The 16,510-nt window shown below is 49.6% G+C and carries 9 protein-coding genes; all 9 read left to right on the top strand.

The genetic code is table 11. The features are described 5' to 3' along the window. Positions 1-13: 13 nt before the first annotated feature. The 9 genes from ABXS70_RS11915 (at position 14) to ABXS70_RS11875 (ending at position 16,413) form a co-directional block, all read left to right on the top strand. Positions 14-3,061 (top strand): family 78 glycoside hydrolase catalytic domain, encoded by a 3,048-nt coding sequence (locus tag ABXS70_RS11915; protein ID WP_366295999.1) that lies wholly within the window; start codon positions 14-16, stop codon positions 3,059-3,061. A 56-nt stretch (positions 3,062-3,117) separates the two neighbouring features. Next, complete coding sequence (locus tag ABXS70_RS11910; RefSeq protein ID WP_366295997.1) at positions 3,118-6,168, top strand: sugar-binding domain-containing protein; 3,051 nt, start codon at positions 3,118-3,120, stop codon at positions 6,166-6,168. A 50-nt stretch (positions 6,169-6,218) separates the two neighbouring features. Next, a complete protein-coding gene (locus tag ABXS70_RS11905) occupies positions 6,219-8,996 on the top strand; it encodes a family 78 glycoside hydrolase catalytic domain (protein WP_366295995.1) in 2,778 nt (925 codons plus the stop codon). Positions 8,997-9,019: 23 nt separating this feature from the next. Further along, the gene (locus tag ABXS70_RS11900) at positions 9,020-10,816 is read left to right on the top strand and encodes an L-fucose isomerase (RefSeq protein WP_366295993.1); all 1,797 of its coding nucleotides are present in this window, start codon (positions 9,020-9,022) and stop codon (positions 10,814-10,816) included. Between the two features lie 340 nt (positions 10,817-11,156). Then, positions 11,157-11,531, top strand: a complete 375-nt coding sequence (locus ABXS70_RS11895) for a response regulator (protein WP_366295991.1) — start codon at positions 11,157-11,159, stop codon at positions 11,529-11,531. Next, positions 11,521-12,156, top strand: coding sequence for a chemotaxis protein CheC (locus ABXS70_RS11890; RefSeq protein ID WP_366295989.1), 636 nt, complete (start codon positions 11,521-11,523; stop codon positions 12,154-12,156). Before ABXS70_RS11895 ends, ABXS70_RS11890 begins: the two co-directional genes overlap by 11 nt. Beyond that, on the top strand, positions 12,149-13,123 hold the full coding sequence (locus ABXS70_RS11885) for a sensor domain-containing diguanylate cyclase (protein ID WP_366295987.1): 975 nt from the start codon (positions 12,149-12,151) through the stop codon (positions 13,121-13,123). The genes ABXS70_RS11890 and ABXS70_RS11885 overlap by 8 nt, the downstream gene beginning before the upstream one ends. Before the next feature lie 159 nt (positions 13,124-13,282). Next, on the top strand, positions 13,283-13,810 hold the full coding sequence (locus tag ABXS70_RS11880; RefSeq protein ID WP_366295986.1) for a DUF3237 family protein: 528 nt from the start codon (positions 13,283-13,285) through the stop codon (positions 13,808-13,810). A 332-nt stretch (positions 13,811-14,142) separates the two neighbouring features. Next, positions 14,143-16,413: a glycoside hydrolase family 3 N-terminal domain-containing protein gene (locus tag ABXS70_RS11875; protein ID WP_366295984.1), complete on the top strand. Its 2,271-nt coding sequence runs from the start codon at positions 14,143-14,145 to the stop codon at positions 16,411-16,413. Positions 16,414-16,510 lie beyond the last annotated feature (97 nt).

Raw genomic sequence — 16,510 nt, 5'->3', positions numbered from 1 at the left:
AGTTGACTTGAAAATGGATCAAACTCTTACAGCTGGCGGGAGGGAACTGCCGATCAAAGAAAAGGAAGGCAGTACAGATCGCTTTGTCTGGCAGGCTTCCTGGATTTGGGGAGGCAGTGAGGACTGGCCGCGTAATGAATGGCGCTGCTTCCGAAAAGCATTTACGCTGCGGCAGTGGGAGCACGAAAGTGCTGAGATCACGATAACGGCAGATGCCAGATACGTATTGTACGTGAACGGTGTATTGTGCGGAAGAGGACCCAGTCGTTCCTGGCCCTTTGAACTGAATTATCATGTGCATGAAGTAGGGCATTTACTTCGGCCGGGCGTTAATACACTGGCTGTTCTGGTCATGAGCTATGGTACGGCGACTTTCTCTTATGTGCCTGGGAGAGGCGGACTTCTGGCGCAGCTGGAGCAGGTACACCTTGATACGGATGGAACGCCTCAGCAAAGAGAGTTGATCGCTGCTACCGATGCTTCGTGGTGCACCACTCCATATGCCGGATACGAGCGAAGAGCTTCACGTATGTCTTGTCAGCTTGGATTTACAGAGCAGGTGGATGCGAGGCAGTGGAAGAGAGAATGGTTTGGAGCAGCAGAGCATGCAGCATCAATTGAAGAGTCAGGCTGGACAGCCGCACGTGTCATCGCAAAGGCAGGAGACGCACCTTGGGTTAAGCTGATTCCCAGTGACATTCCTGAACTGACCGAGCAGGAAGTTTGGCCTGTACGGGTCGAGTCTTTGAAAGAGGCAGTGCCCATCTCCTGGACTCATGTGCTTGATGTTCGTGAAGCGATGGACCCAGGCAGCAGAATGCACGCCAATCCGGTATCCTTTGCCGGTTATGCTGCCGCAGTCGTTCACTCAAGCCGCGAAGCCGAAGCGGTCATCGGATTTTTCAGTGCTTTCCATGCCCTGCGCGGATTCACCCTTAATGGGATTTATTATCCTGTGTCAGCAATGGAAGGCGAAAGGCCGCGCCGTCTGCAGCAAGTCAAGCTCCAAGCGGGTGACAATCTGCTGCTTATCGAGCTCGCTGGTCAGGATCATGGGGGCGGATTGCATCTGGGTATCGATTGTGAGGCTGCGTTTAGGGTTGTGTCACCGCTTCTTGATAAAGAAACCGTGAGCGCAGCACCCTTTGCCCTTATCGGTCCGTTTGCTTCACTTGTTCACATTGATCATCAGCCCAACCCGGATGCACTTCGTCAGTATCAAGGTTTCGGAGGTCAGAAGTCCTTGGACATACACGCCTTCAAGGATGCTGATGTTTATCTTCAGTGCAGGACATTGTCTACAATCCGAGAGCTCCTCCTTTATCGTAGGTGGGTTAAACCCTTCCCCGACCTGCTCAGCTCCGATGCTTCGATATTTGTATCCAGCATATGGAAGAGAGCGGAACAGACGAAGGCTGTTCCTGCGCCATTACAGCAGATCTGTCTTGCCAACCGGATACCGGCCATCATACCCGCAGCGACGACGGGTAGAGGTACCGAGCTGATTCTGGATTTTGGACGCGAATGGTCAGGCTTCCTGCGATTTGAGATCGAGGCACCTGAAGGCACCATACTGGATGCTTACGGATTTGAGTATATGGACGGTGGTTCCCGGCAGGATACCTTTGGCGTGGATAATACACTGCGTTATGTGTGCCGTGAAGGCAGACAACGCTATGAATCGCCTGTCCGGCGCGGACTGCGATATCTGATGCTTACGATCCACGGGAATATGAAACCTCTGCGGTTGTTCGGTGTAACTCTGGTGCAGAGCAGCTATCCGGTGGCAGAGATTGGCCGCTTTCACTGCTCCGACCCGCTCTTGAATGACATCTGGGAGATCAGCAAACATACGACCCGGTTGTGTATGGAAGACACCTTTGTGGATTGTCCGGCTTATGAACAGGTTTTCTGGATTGGTGACAGCCGTAATGAAGCTCTGGTGAACTATTATGTATTCGGTGCATTGGATATCGTTAAACACTGTCTGCAGCTCGTGCCTGGCTCAGGAAGTCAGACCCCGCTTTATGCGGATCAGGTACCCAGCGGCTGGAGCAGTGTGATTCCGAACTGGACGTTTTTCTGGATAACCGCCTGCCTTGAATACACACGTCATACCGGAAGCGGAGCGTTTGCTGCAGCGATTTGGCCAAAAGTAAAGTTCACGCTGGATCATTATCTGCAGCATTTGGATAAGCAGGGCCTGTTGACCATTCACGCATGGAATCTGCTCGACTGGGCTCCGATCGAGCAGCCGAATGACGGGACAGTTACGCATCAGAATGCCATATTAGCACGCACGCTGGCAGACGCAGCTCGGTTGTCTGAATTGGCAGGATGTGCAGAAGAAGCGGCATATTACGATGCCAGGTCACAGCATTTAATCTATGCCATTAACAAACATCTCTGGAGTGAAGAGCATCAGGCTTTTATTGACTGCATTTATGCCGATGGTTCTCCTTCCAGCACATTCAGCATGCAGACTCAGGTGACGGCTTTGATTACTGGAGCGGCAGCAGATGAGCGTAAGGAGATACTTGCAGCTTATCTAACTTCACCACCTGATCATTTTGTAGGGATAGGCAGTCCGTTTATGACGTTCTTTTATTATGAAGCACTGGTAATGCATGGTGAGATCGATAGAATGCTGCAGGATATGCGTGAGAAGTTCGGTGAGATGGTGAAACATGAAGCTACAACCTGCTGGGAAATGTACCCGGGATTTACCGAGAACAGAGCGAACCCCAAGGATCTGACACGCAGTCATTGTCATGCCTGGTCAGCTGCACCGGGATATTTTTTAGGTGCTGTGGTTCTCGGAGTGCGTCCTGCCGCAGACGGTTGGACAGCCGTTCGGATAGCCCCGCAGCCAGGCGATTTGCAGTGGGCCAAAGGGGCGGTGCCTCTTCCCCAGGACGGAAGAATTGACGTGAAGTGGGAGATTCGGAAGGAATCAGGTGATTCCGTTTTTCAATTGGAGGTCGTCGCACCAAAAGAAGTTGCGGTGGAGATGGAAGTTCCCGAAGGATATCGGCCACTGCTCATACACAGAACATACTGAAACAGTGCATGTAGTGTCGGCAGAGGTTCGCAGAACACGAATGGAGTGTTAGGAAAATGACAAACATCTCGTATTATTATCCTGTTGAAGGTAAGCGTTTTCTGGATGAAGTACAGGACGATGCTTATGCCCGCTCTCCGCTTCATGGAGACGCATGGGTGGAGATGGACAGCCGCATTCCTGTTCTCTCTATTCCAAATGAAGTTCAAACGATGTCAAGCTTCCAGACCAGCAGCTCGAAGTCAGAGAATTCCATGCTGCTCTCCGGCATCTGGCGTATGAAGGGGAGCGAACCGGCGGATCATGGTGATCCCGCCCCGGCGACGGGCTGGTTTGGACGAAAAGCCAAGCCGAGTGAAGGAATGCGCGATCGTTGGTATGATCCGGATCATGATCGGAGTGACTGGCTCGAAGTCAAAGTTCCTACAACGGTGCAGCAGGCGCTGGTCGATCTGGAATTAATGGCTGATCCGCATTGGAACACAAATACCATTGATGAATTAGAACAGAACGGGACGCCTCAAGAGACTCCACTCTGGTTTCGCAGAACACGTGTGGAATGCAGGGAGTGGTGGTTTGCCACTGCGTTAGAAGTACCCGAGACGTGGGAGGGAAGACGGCTTTCCTTAACATTCGACGGTATCGACTACTCAGGCACAGTGTTTCTTAATGGTGTCTCACTTGGACATCATCAGGGTATGTTCGGCGGTCCGGTCCATGATATTACAGAGCTGGTTCAATGGAATGAGGTCAATGTGCTCGTCGTTCGAATCGACCCGGCGCCGCAAAGCTGGAATGGGCTGATGAAACCCAGTCCGGGCTTTGGCTGGCATTACGGCCATCTCATCTCACTTGGCATCTGGAAGGATGTATGGGTAACGGTTCAGCCGGATATTGCGCTGCTTGATCCCTATCTAGTAACCATGTCCTGCACTTCCGATGAAGCCCTGCTGCAATTGGAATTTACGACAGAGAGCAGCCTTACAGAGCGGACCTCATTAACGATTGAAGGCCTTATCCGTTTAAAAACGGAGAAGAGCAGCAGGGATGATTGGAGGAATCCAACGAGTGCAGTCCAATCGACTGCGGATGAAAGGGGCAGCCGTGTTGACACCAGCTTTATCTTTTCTATAGAAGTGCCCCGTGGGCGAAGCAAATTCAGTACTGTGTTTAAACTAAGCCGTCCTAACCTATGGTGGCCATCAGGATATGGAGAGCAGCCAATCTATGAGCTTATATTGAGGTCTGCTTCCGGCAGCTGTGAACATAAAGATGCAGACATCGATGGTTTGTCCCGCGAGTCAGCGCCTGAATCTTTGCTTGGATCAGTGGGCGGATATGCCGACACGAAGCCTGTTAACGTAAGTGAGATTCGAACTTCATTTGCAATCCGCACTCTTGAAATGAGGCCCATGACGGAGGCGGTGCCGGAAACCGACTATCGCTGGCAGTTTGTGATTAATGGCGAATCGATGTTTATCAAAGGAGCCAATTGGTGCTGGCCTGACGTCATGCTGACGCAAAAGGAAGGTCAGATTGAACGGCTGCTGGAGCTGGCACGCAGAGGTCATGTACAAATGCTGCGGGCATGGGGCGGCGGATTAGTGGAAAGTGATGAATTCTATGATTTATGTGATCAAAAAGGCATTATGGTATACCAGGAGTTCCCGCTTTGCTGGGGCCCGCCTGATGCTCCGGTAACAGATCTTGGCGTGATTGACCGTCAAACGGCACTTTCCGTTAAACGGCTGCGGAATCACCCTTCTTTGATCATGTGGGGTGGAGGCAATGAGAACGGAGCTCATGGAGGCGCAGATGAAGGACTTTTTCTGGTTGGAAAACGATGCCGCGAGTTTGATCCGTCGCGTCCATTTCACCGAACGGATCCTTGGGGAGGCAGCGCCCATAACTGGAACGTGTATCACGGCGGTGAACCGCTGGAAGAGGCAGTTGTGGCAATGCCTTCGGTATTTTACGGGGAATTCGGCATTCCGAGCCAGACCAATATCTCCAGTTGTCTGCGTTATATGCCGGAGGAGGCACTGTCCTCTTTTCCGCCAACCGAAGAAAGCAGGGGCTGGAAAGCTCATTTTCATCAATTCAGCCTGAAGGATGTTATTAAAGTAATGCGCTACGCATCATACGGACCTATCCAGAGCTGGGAGGACTACATCATATATTCACAGACCGCTCAGGGGGATGCCATCCGATTGGTCGCTGATGTACAGCGCGCAGGAACCGGCAAGGACAAGAGCGGATTCTGGTATTACAAATTCACCGACTGTTTCCCGGGACATTCCTGGGCAGTGATTGATTATTACGGCACAGCCAAGCTTTCCTATTATCGAGCCAAGCAGGCTTCACGTCCACAGAATGCTTTCATCACCGCCGGTAAACTGGAAGGCTGGCTGGCAGGGGAAGTGTTCCGGGCTGACCTGCATCTCGTGAACGACTCGCGAGAAACGCTTAGTAACGTGACTGTTCGAGTCACGATGTTCAGCAGCCAATTAACGGAATGGATGACTTGGAATTATCCGGGTTTAACCGTGTCTCCGGGACGGGTCTATCCCATTGCATCACTGGAAAAGCTCCTGCCGGAAGCTTCAGCCATTCAGCCTTTCCTCGCTGCAGTAACGCTCCATTCAGAAGATGGAAGACGGCTCTCCGATCATTGGTACTGGTATAACGCCCAGCCGAAAACTGCCGAACTGCTGGCCTTCGAGCAGGAGCACAGACACCATTCAAACGAATACTCGGATCATGAGGCAGCGCATGCCTTTATGCTGTACGGGGAACTACCCAATGCTCCAATGCGTGAGCTTCCCTCTACCACGCTTGAATGGTATGTCCAGTCAGCTGACAAGGATGAGAAGGGGAGGACGGGTGGAACGATTGTGATTCACAATTCGGGTATGGTGCCCGCAATCCGGGTAATCATTCACCATTTTCCCGATGATTGGAGCTGTTATCTGGATGACAATGATTTTGGTCTCCTGCCGGGAGAACAGAGACATATTGCTTATGAATCCGGCTTCGAAATTAGATTAGACAAACTGTCTGTCAGTGCCTGGAATGCACCTGAGGTGACGCTGCGTACCCAGCCATAGTATGGCACTATGACGAGAAGCCAAGCTGACTTACAGGAAGGAGCAGCAGTATGACATCAATGAAGAGAAGCGAGTCAGAACGGATCGACCCGATTGATGAAGCAGTTGAACGGACGGACAATCAAATTGTAATGAAATCGGATCAATGGGCTGCGGAGTGGATCACTCGCAAGGCACAACCATGTGAAGATTGGACTGCATATCAGGCAGAAGTTGTTCTGCATATCGAAGCAGATGGAGCTTCATTTCTTTTCGGTTATCAGGATGAAAACAATCATGGCGGGATCGAATTCGCTGAGAATCAAAAGGAGCCCGGGAATGATCAGCTTGTGAACTCCTGTCTCATGTCCGTTTACTATATAAAACAAGGTATACGTCATAACTTGGATGAGGTTGCGGTGTCTTTACTTGAAAGAAAGGCAGCGCCCATCAAACTCAAAGTAAACACAGAAAACGAAGTATGGCACGTGATGGTGAATGAGCAGCGGATTTGTTCATACAGGGCAGCTTCTTATGAAGGAACAGTCGGATTTCGCACGAAAGAAGGACAAAAAGCGGTCTTTCGCGACTTGAAGCTTACGGGCACGAACGGTCGCGTGCTGTATTCCAACCGTTTTTACGATCCCCAAACGACGCACTGTACAGCAGGTTCGATTCATGCTTCAGGTAATGGGCTGGTGCTGGAAGGAAATATGCTGTCGATCTGTACCTCACCACTCCCGGTAGATAGTCCGCTGTTTCGTAAAACATTTGACCTGACTTTCCTCCCGATTGAAGCCAGATTACGCATCTATTCGATTGGGTGGTATGAGCTTCATATCAATGGAAATCGTGCGGATGAGCGCGTACTTGCTCCGGCGAACACACCGTATAACCACAGCATGCTTTATGACACGTATGACGTAACCCATTTGATTCAAGAGGGACATAATGTGCTGGGCGTGTGGCTGGGGAACGGGTACCATTTTAACTACTCACGCTGGGGCTGGAAATGGAACAGGGATAAAGCATTGATCCTGCAGCTGGACCTCCGGTTCGAGGATGGGAGTACACATAGCATCACCACGGATTCTTCCTGGTCATCTGCGGCAGGCCCTATTCTTGTCAATGATATCTATGATGGGGAGTCCTATGATGCAAGACTGGAGCAGCTTGGTTGGAGCCAACCCGGTTTTATTGAAAATAACGACTGGTCAAGCGTGGTGAGCGCTGAGCCCCCTGCAGGCAAACTGAAGGAAAATCAACAACCTCCGGTTGTGCCCTTTGAACCGCTGGAACCAACAGCAGTCTTTCATCCGCGTCCCGGCGTAAATGTATACGATTTCGGGCAGAACATCTCGGGATGGGCCCGAATTCAGGTTAAGGGCCGGGCAGGGAGTGAAGTAAGGATGAAATACAGCGAACTGATCGATGAATCAGGTTGTATTGATCCATGGACGAATCGAAACGCCAAGGCGTCAGACACTTACATTCTTCGTGGAGAAGGTGAAGAAAAATATGAACCACGTTTCACATATCATGGCTTCCGTTATGTTGAAGTCAGCGCTGGTTCCTGCTCGATCTCCATTCAGGCTGTTCCGGTTCATGCCGATGTAGAATCGGCAGGCACGTTTGAATGCTCGGATGAGATGCTTAACCAGCTTTACAGTAACATTCGCTGGTCCTATCTGAACAACCTGGTGAGCATCCCGACAGACTGCTGTCAGCGTGATGAACGCACTCCCTGCCTCATGGATTCCGCTGTTGTTGAGGAGGCGGGCATGCACCATTTCAATATGCAGCGTTATTACCGCAAATGGCTGGAGGATATTGAGGACAGCATGACTAATCCCGATTGGAGCGGAGACAAAGTCTCTCTTCCATGGCATCTTTATCAGCATTATAACGATCTGGAAGCGCTGCGCCGCAGTTACCCGTCTATGAAGACATACATTGACCATCTGCATGAGAAGTGGCCTGAACACATAGTGAAGGAGGGCTTTGGAGACTGGTGTCCTCCGAATGGCGATGGCTGGGAGAACTATTTCCATGAAGTTGAACTTGTGAATACGAGTGTTTATTACGAAATCACTTCAATTACTGCCGAAACGGCATCCATATTAGGAATACAGGCAGATTATAATCGCTATCGGAAGCTGGCTGGTGACATCAATCGAGCCTTCCAGGACAAGTTTCACACAGGTGACGGCATCTATGGGAGCGCTTCTCAGACAGCGCAGCTCATGCCGCTTGCCTACGGTATGGTACCAGTCAAACTGCGCGCTGCCGCCGCAGCCCGGCTGGTGCAGGCTATCGCCGAAAAAGACGGACATCTTCACACAGGCATCTATGGTACAAGATATCTGTTAGACGTGTTGGCAGATTACGGACACATTGATACAGCTTACGAGCTGCTGAGCAAAAAGGAATACCCCGGGTTTGGTTATCAGATCGAACGCGGAGCAACGACGCTATGGGAGCAGTGGAGTGAGAAAGGAGGCATGCATTCGCATGATCACGCGATGTTTGGCGGCATCAGCGCCTCTTTTTATACAAGGCTGGCAGGCATAAGGCCTAACTCACCAGGTTATGAAAAAATATGGATTGAGCCTTTTATCCCCAGCAAATTGAATAAGGTTAGTGCGTCCCTAAGGACTGCATATGGTCTCATTACTTCATCTTGGAAGAAGGATCAAGCAGGGCTGCATATACAGGTAGAAGTTCCTGAAGGAACGACAGGCACACTTGTTATGCCCGCCGCTGTCGTTACGGCAGCAAAACTGCCGCGTATCCATGAGTTGAACCCTGGAAAGTACAGCTTCTCTCTTCCGTTCGAGAGGAATTTGTAAAAATCAGTGAAGGAGAGATACCGATGAATCAGGATACACATCGTTATGACAGCGGCTTTCCCAAGATCGGTATTCGTCCGATCGTGGATCGCCGCAAACTTGTAAAGGCGGCGCTGGCTGACAGTACTATGGAACTCGCTCGTGAAGCAGCGGCTGAGATCACGGAAGTTCTTCGAAATCCGGACGGCTCGCCCGTGCAGGTCATTATCTTTGAACCCTGCATCTCCGGAGTGACAGAGGCTGCCCGATGTGGTGAACAATTTCGCAAGGAAGGCGTAGGTGTCGTGGTCACCGTGTCGAATGGCTGGTGTTATCCGCTGGAGACGATGGAGACAGACCCCACACTGCCGCATGCTGTCTGGGGATTTAATGGCACTGAACGTCCTGGTGCTGTCTATCTGGCTGCGCTGCATGCAGCACACAACCAAAAGGGGTTACCCATCTTCAAAATTTACGGGAAACACATTCAGGATCAGGACGAACGCAAGCTTCCCGAGGACGTACGTGATCAGTTAATCCGTTTCGCTCGTGCGGGAATGGCGGCAGCTCTGCTTCGCGGCAGGTCTTATCTGTCCATTGGCCCTGTCTCGATGGGCATAGCTGGCTGCATTGTCGATGAATATTTCTACCAGCGTTATCTCGGCATGAAAAATGCTTATGTTGATATGACAGAAGTCAGCCGCAGACTCGACAAACACATCTATGACCAGCAGGAATTCGTAACCGCCATGGCTTGGGCCGCACGCCACTGCGTAGAAGGGCCCGACCCCAATCCGGAATCGGTCCGGATCAGCCCGGAGAACAAAATGAAAAACTGGGAAACCTCGATCCGTATGACGTTGATTGTACGAGATCTGATGATTGGCAATCCCAGACTGGCGGAGATGGGTTATGAGGAAGAAGCGTACGGTTATAACGCCATTGCATCCGGATTTCAGGGGCAGCGGGAATGGACAGATCACCAGCCAAGCGCTGATGTGCTCGAAGCCATCCTGTGCAGTTCCTTCGATTGGAACGGTATTCGAGAGCCGTATATGATCGCCACCGAGAATGATAATCTCAACGCGATCACCATGCTGTTTAACCATTATCTGTCGTATACCGCTCAGATTTTTGCCGATGTACGTGCTTACTGGAGCCCGGAAGCTGTAGAGCGAGCCACGGGATGGAAGCCAGACGGGTTAACAGCGAATGGTTTCATCCATCTGATTAATTCAGGTCCGGCAGCACTGGACGGAACAGGGGAGCAGCAGCGTGACGGCCAGCCTGTAATGAAGCCGCATTGGGAGATTGAAACGCAGGAAGTGCAGGCCTGCCTAAATGCTGTCAGATGGCGCCCAACCTACATGGATCAGTTTGCCGGAGGCGGATATTCTACAGACTATACAACGCGCGGGCAGATGCCGGTGACGATGGCACGTATCAATCTCGTCGCAGGTCTGGGACCCGTGGTTCAACTGGCCGAAGGTTATACGGTGGATTTGCCGGAAGAGGTGCATCAGCAGTTGGATTTGCGAACAACCCCAACCTGGCCTACAACATGGTTTGTGCCAAATCTGGTGGAAGATGATCCTGTTTTTGGTGATGTGTATAATGTAATGGCAGCTTGGGGGTCCAATCATTGTGCCGTCAGTTATGGTCACATTGGTGCAGACTTGATTACACTTGCCAGTATGCTTCGCATTCCGGTTAACATGCATAATGTGGATTCAAGCCGCATTTTCCGGCCCAGCGCCTGGTCTGCATTTGGAACGAAAGATCTGGAGGCCGCAGACTACCGCGCTTGTGCTGCATATGGCCCGCTGTATGGTTCAGTTTAAACATAAACGAAATCATAAAGACAAAGCAGGATCATCATTGAAGTGCCAACATGGCATCTCCTGATCTGCTTTGTCTTTTTTTGCGGATCGAAGTTGATTCGATACCACACGCATAAGCTGGGATTCCCCTTCCATTGACAAAGGAATACGTTCTATTTTATTTTTAAGTATTGTTGACAATCTAATTTTTTAGTTACTATAATTTATATGGTTTTGCCTGTTTTATTCGTCAGTCACTTTTAAGGGGTTCCACCTGTGCGCGAAGCTCCTTCTCAAGAACTGTCTACAGCGCCTGATATCCTGCGCCCTTAAATATTTATCGAGGAGACTGAGTAGAATCATGAAAGTATTAATTGTGGAAGATTCAATGTTTGTGCAGAAAATGATGAGCAAGTTGATTGGCGATCATATTCCGAATTGCGAAATTCGAACAGCCACCAACGGTGAAGAGGGATACCGACTTTATCAGGATTTCAAGCCTGATTTGATCACGACGGATCTTTTGATGCCTGGACTTAACGGCCAGGATATGCTTCGCTTGATTCGGGAAAAAGATCAGAACGTCCGCATTATTATATTGTCAGCGGATATTCAGAAAGCTACCCGTGAAGAAGTGGAAGAGCTGGGTATCACAGGATTTCTAAATAAGCCGCTAACAGCAGAAAAAGCGAATACACTGCTGCAGATGATTCAGGTGGCACATTATGCTGAATGAGCTGCAGAAAGATCTGCTGACCGAACTGGTGAACGTATATGTTGGACAAGCAGCAAACATGTTATCGGAGATTGTAGACAAGCATATTGTACTCAGTATCCCTGAAGTTGATCTCATCTCTATTGCTGAAGTTGACCCGGAGGATCGCAGATATAATATTTTATTCGCGGAAGGTCATCTCTTCAGGTCATCGCTGCAGTTCGGACATCAGTTTCAAGGCAAAGCGTTCCTCATGTTTCCTGCAGAACAGGCAAAAGTGCTGGCGAACATGTGTCTTGGAGAGCTTACGGAGAACCTCAATGCGAATAATTGCCACCTGATGGATACCGATCTCGATGTGCTGCAGGAAGTCAGCAATGTGCTGCTTAATGCCATTATCGGTGAATTTGGAAACTTCCTTGAAATGAAACTGGAATATGTCCTCCCGGATATTGAACTGATTCATGTTACGCGGTCTGATCCGCAAATTCTGCTTCAAAACGAAGTATACATATTGGTGCTGCACACCTCCTTTTTACTGGCGGATACAGATGTAAAAGGAATTATCGTTATTGCATTGAGCATGGATTCCATCTCCAGTCTGCTGAATAAAATAGATGCTCTGCTGGAGGGTAACCATGGATAATCTCGTTGTACAGGCACTGAACAAAACAAAGATGGGGATTATAATTATCGATAGACAATTGAAAATTCTCGTGTGGAATGGCTGGCTTGAACGTTTTACAGGTATGTCTGCCGAAGATGTGTTGGGAAAAAATCTGCTGCAGATCTGCCCCAGATTCAAGGCCAATATGTATCTGAATATATTACAAAATGCGCTGTACCACGGGCAGAGCAGATTCTGCTCCAGCGCTTTACATAAAAACTTTATCCTTCCGAAGGATGGAGGAGATGAGAGCTTTTACAGACAGAATCTGCATGTTGAACCGCTTTATGAGAACGATCACAGTTATGCACTGCTGCAGATTAGCGATACAACCAATACGAGTACTCGGGTGTACAAGCTTAAAAATCTGATTAAAGAACTGGAGACAGAATATACGAAGATCAAAGTATCGGAGAAGATCAGCAAACATCTATCTCTCCATGATTCCTTGACAGGTCTTCCTAATCGGCTTGCTTACAAGGACCGTCTTGCATGGGCTATTAGCAATGCGGTCAGAAGTGAGACGCGTTTTGCCGTACTGTATATCGATACTGATGGATTCAAGCAGATTAATGATACTTACGGTCACGAAATAGGAGATCAGGTGTTAATGGAAGTCGCCCGGCGATTGAAGGGAAACATCCGCAGTACGGACTGCGTGGCAAGACTAGGCGGAGATGAGTTCAGCATTATTCTGAACCAGCTTAAGCAGGATAATGACGCGGAGATTGTTGCTCAGAACCTGACGGCAGCATTTGCAATACCGATTCATGTGAACGCGATCGAGATCCACTTGTCAGCAAGCATTGGCATCAGTCTTTTTCCTAAGGATGGCCAAGATCCGACTGAACTTCTCAAGCTTGCAGATATGGCGATGTACCGCATCAAGAAAAACGGAAAGCGCGGTTATGCCTTCTTTCATCCTGAAATTGATCAAGTCTGGTGATGCAGCGCTGGTTCGGACAAGTCAGGTGTACTCGAGCCTTCACTTTTCTTTCTTACGGATTATATTCGAAATAAAAATATTTCTGCTGTTCAAGCTTAAGCTGCTGTTAAGGCAGCTTTTTTGTGCTGTATTTATCCCGCCCCTCTGGATTGGGCCATCATGCAGGAGTACGTATATATTTATCGAAGTAGAACGGAATGGTTGATGATTGATCTAATCATTCCGAAATTAATGGATGGAGAGGATGAGGGAATTATGGTTGAGTTAGAGTTGGAGGAATTATTCACTGTACATGTGAAGATTGAACGTTCTATTGAGCTTAAGAATACGGATGGCGAAACGGTAGTCATGATTATGTTCGGGGGACATGTTACGGGAACTTGTTTCGAAGGCATTGTGCGTCAAGGAGGAGTGGATACTCAAGTCATTGGAAAAGATGGAGGACGTCACAGCCTGTCGGCTCGTTATATGCTGCAGGGACAGGATTATACGGGGCAGCCCTGCGAAATATACATCGAAAATAACGGATACATCGGGGAGACGAAGGGGAACAGACTGTTTCGCACATCTCCTCGAATCATCACAAACAGTAAAGCTTTGTCTTATCTGAACACAGAGGCGCTGATTGGTGAGGGCTGCCCCGCAGCGGAAGGGGTAAGTATTCATATTTTCAAAGTGAAATCCTGATGTACTTTTACGAAATGACAGCAGTTCTAATGGATGATAAGTTTATTAGTCAGCGTCGTAATATTCGCCGAATCAGCATAATGACAAGAATCAGAAGCACGATCGCAAATAGCATTCCCGGTAAACCTACACTTGAGATCAACGTTAAAACCTCCTAAAAAATCCTGAAATAAACTATTAATACAGTTTTAATGAATATAACATATCATTTTATGTTCTGCGACCACAGAGATGAGGCGCTGCCCCATGACGGATTGGACCGGAGTGAGCAACAAAAGTACGTGGAGCCGCGTCTAATCTATCATCAAGAAACGGAACAGGAGTGAAATGGTTTGCGCTTTAAATATAAAATAACTGCAGCTGCAGTCTTCGGTATGATGATGATCGGACTGGGGAGTGCACACGCAGAAACTGAATTTGTCGATCTTCAGTACTCGAAGTGGGCCGAAGATGGCATTCACTATATGGCAAAAAGGGGGACGGTGGCGGGTTACGGTCATGGCCGATTTCAGCCCCGAACCCCGGTGACCCGAGGACAGGCCATTACCTTTATGGTACGCGAGCTTTATCCTGATCAGCTTGAGAAACCGGTGGATCACTTGAATTATACAGATGTGCCGGCAGCCCATCCTTTTTCCCGCGAGATCGCCATTGCTGAGCAGCAGGGGCTGGCTGGCGGATTTCCGGATGGTTCATTCCGACCGGATGCACCGATCAGCCGTGCTGAAACGGCAGCGTTTTTGACACGTGCATATCCGCTAAAACAAGGACCGCAGTCGGCCAAGTGGACGGATACAGCGAAACACTGGGCCGCATCCCCAATCCAGATGATGAGTTCAAACGGGTTAGTCGGGGGGTATGCAGACGGGACGTATCGACCGGATCAAAAAGTGACGCGGGCAGAATATGCCGTATTTATGGCTCGGGTCATTCGTTTCGAACGTGAAGCTGCAATCGAAGCCAAAGATTGGGACAAACTGATCTCCTATATGACCGTTAGCGAGCAGGTCGGGCAGATGCTGATGCCTGATATCAGGCAGTGGAACGGCAAGGCGACTACAACGATTAACGAGGGACTGCAGCGCAGCATTCAGGATCAGAATGTCGGGGGACTTATCCTTTTCGAAAAAAATATTGTGGATGCGCAGCTTACCACTTTCACGCATCATATTCAAAGCCAGGCAGGAGATATCCCGCTCTTTCTCGGCATGGATCAGGAAGGAGGGGTGATTCGGCGCATTCCTGGCGGTACCAATCTCCCTGGACAGATGGCGCTGGGCGCTGCGAACGATCCGTCGCTGGCGGAAGCCGCCGGTCAACTGACAGGAGAAGAGCTTAAAGCGCTTGGTATTCAGGTCAATTTCGCGCCGGTCCTTGATATCAACAGTAATCCGGACAACCCAATTATCGGAATGCGGTCATTCGGTTCGAATGCGGATCTGGTGACGCGGCTCGGTCTTGCCATGATGGAGGGACTGCGCCAATCAGGTGTTGTTGCGGGAGTCAAGCATTTTCCGGGACATGGAGATACAGCCGTTGACTCTCATCTCGGTCTGCCTGTGCTTGCACATGCACGTGAGCGGCTTGATGCGATAGAATTGAAACCGTTCAAAGCAGCGATCGAACAGGGTGCTGATATGATCATGACGGCGCATATTGCGTTCCCAGCGATTGATAATGAACAGGTTATCTCTCGCAAGGACGGTACCCGCGTGCCGCTTCCAGCTACGTTGTCTCGGAAGGTATTGACCGGTCTGCTTCGGGAAGAACTGCACTATCAAGGTATCATTATTTCCGATGCGTTCACGATGAAAGGTATTGCTGAGCATTTTGGTGAAACTGAAGCTGTCGTGCGCGCTGCTGCCGCGGGGGTAGATGTGATTCTCATGCCGCAAGATGCATCTTCGGCACATCAGGCGTTAATTCAGGCGGTGAATAACGGAAAGCTGTCCAAAGAACGAGTGCATGAGGCGGTAAAACGTATTTTGACAGTCAAGTCCAAATACAATCTGTTTGAACCCGCTCCGACCCTCACCCAGAAGCTGCGTGTTCTGAAAGGCATCGTTGGTGCTGAGCCTCATCTTCAGGTGGAGCGTATGATAGCAGAGCGTGCTGTCACCGTTCTGACCGGGACAGAAGGGATGAAATCTGAGACTATTCGTTCGGGCGATCGGGTGGTGATTGTCGCTTCCGATGCTGAGCAGGCAGCACAGCTGCAGCGACAGCTTAAGCAGACAGCGGGCAGCCTCCCCTTACAAACGGTAACCTCTGTCTTGAATTCTGATGATATGAAAAGCATCTTCCAAACGCTGAACAAGGCAGATTATGTGCTTATAGCTTCATATCAATTCCGCAGCGTGGGAAGTCAGTTCCGCTGGAGCGAGCTGCAGCTGCTGGTCAACGAGTTAAATCAGCGCCAGATGCGCTATACGCTGCTGTCTCTTGGCAATCCCTACGAAATGCTTCATTTGCAAAACGTACATTCCGCCCTTGCGGCGTATGGTAAACAGGAACCCAACACACTCGCTGCCATTAAGGTACTGCTTGGTCAACGAGAACCCCAAGGCAAACTTCCCGTTGATTCGGGGCGATCCGCCCAATAAAGGCATGCGATGTATGAAATCCATTTTTCACATGACATACGCAGAAAAACCTTGCCGTCTCGATGATCAGCAAGGTTTTTCTGTTGTTTTTATGAGG

The organism is Paenibacillus sp. AN1007, from assembly GCF_040702995.1.
Lineage (GTDB): Bacteria > Bacillota > Bacilli > Paenibacillales > Paenibacillaceae > Paenibacillus.
Note: the sequence above shows the minus strand (reverse complement) of the source record. Positions and strands in the feature narration are given on the sequence as shown.

Bases quoted from the DNA above. Each gene is read 5' to 3' on its own strand.
- ABXS70_RS11915 (WP_366295999.1), top strand. From the start codon at position 14: ATGGATCAAACTCTTACAGCTGGCGGGAGGGAACTGCCGATCAAAGAA.
- ABXS70_RS11910 (WP_366295997.1), top strand. From the start codon at position 3,118: ATGACAAACATCTCGTATTATTATCCTGTTGAAGGTAAGCGTTTTCTG.
- ABXS70_RS11905 (WP_366295995.1), top strand. From the start codon at position 6,219: ATGACATCAATGAAGAGAAGCGAGTCAGAACGGATCGACCCGATTGAT.
- ABXS70_RS11900 (WP_366295993.1), top strand. From the start codon at position 9,020: ATGAATCAGGATACACATCGTTATGACAGCGGCTTTCCCAAGATCGGT.
- ABXS70_RS11895 (WP_366295991.1), top strand. From the start codon at position 11,157: ATGAAAGTATTAATTGTGGAAGATTCAATGTTTGTGCAGAAAATGATG.
- ABXS70_RS11890 (WP_366295989.1), top strand. From the start codon at position 11,521: ATGCTGAATGAGCTGCAGAAAGATCTGCTGACCGAACTGGTGAACGTA.
- ABXS70_RS11885 (WP_366295987.1), top strand. From the start codon at position 12,149: ATGGATAATCTCGTTGTACAGGCACTGAACAAAACAAAGATGGGGATT.
- ABXS70_RS11880 (WP_366295986.1), top strand. From the start codon at position 13,283: ATGCAGGAGTACGTATATATTTATCGAAGTAGAACGGAATGGTTGATG.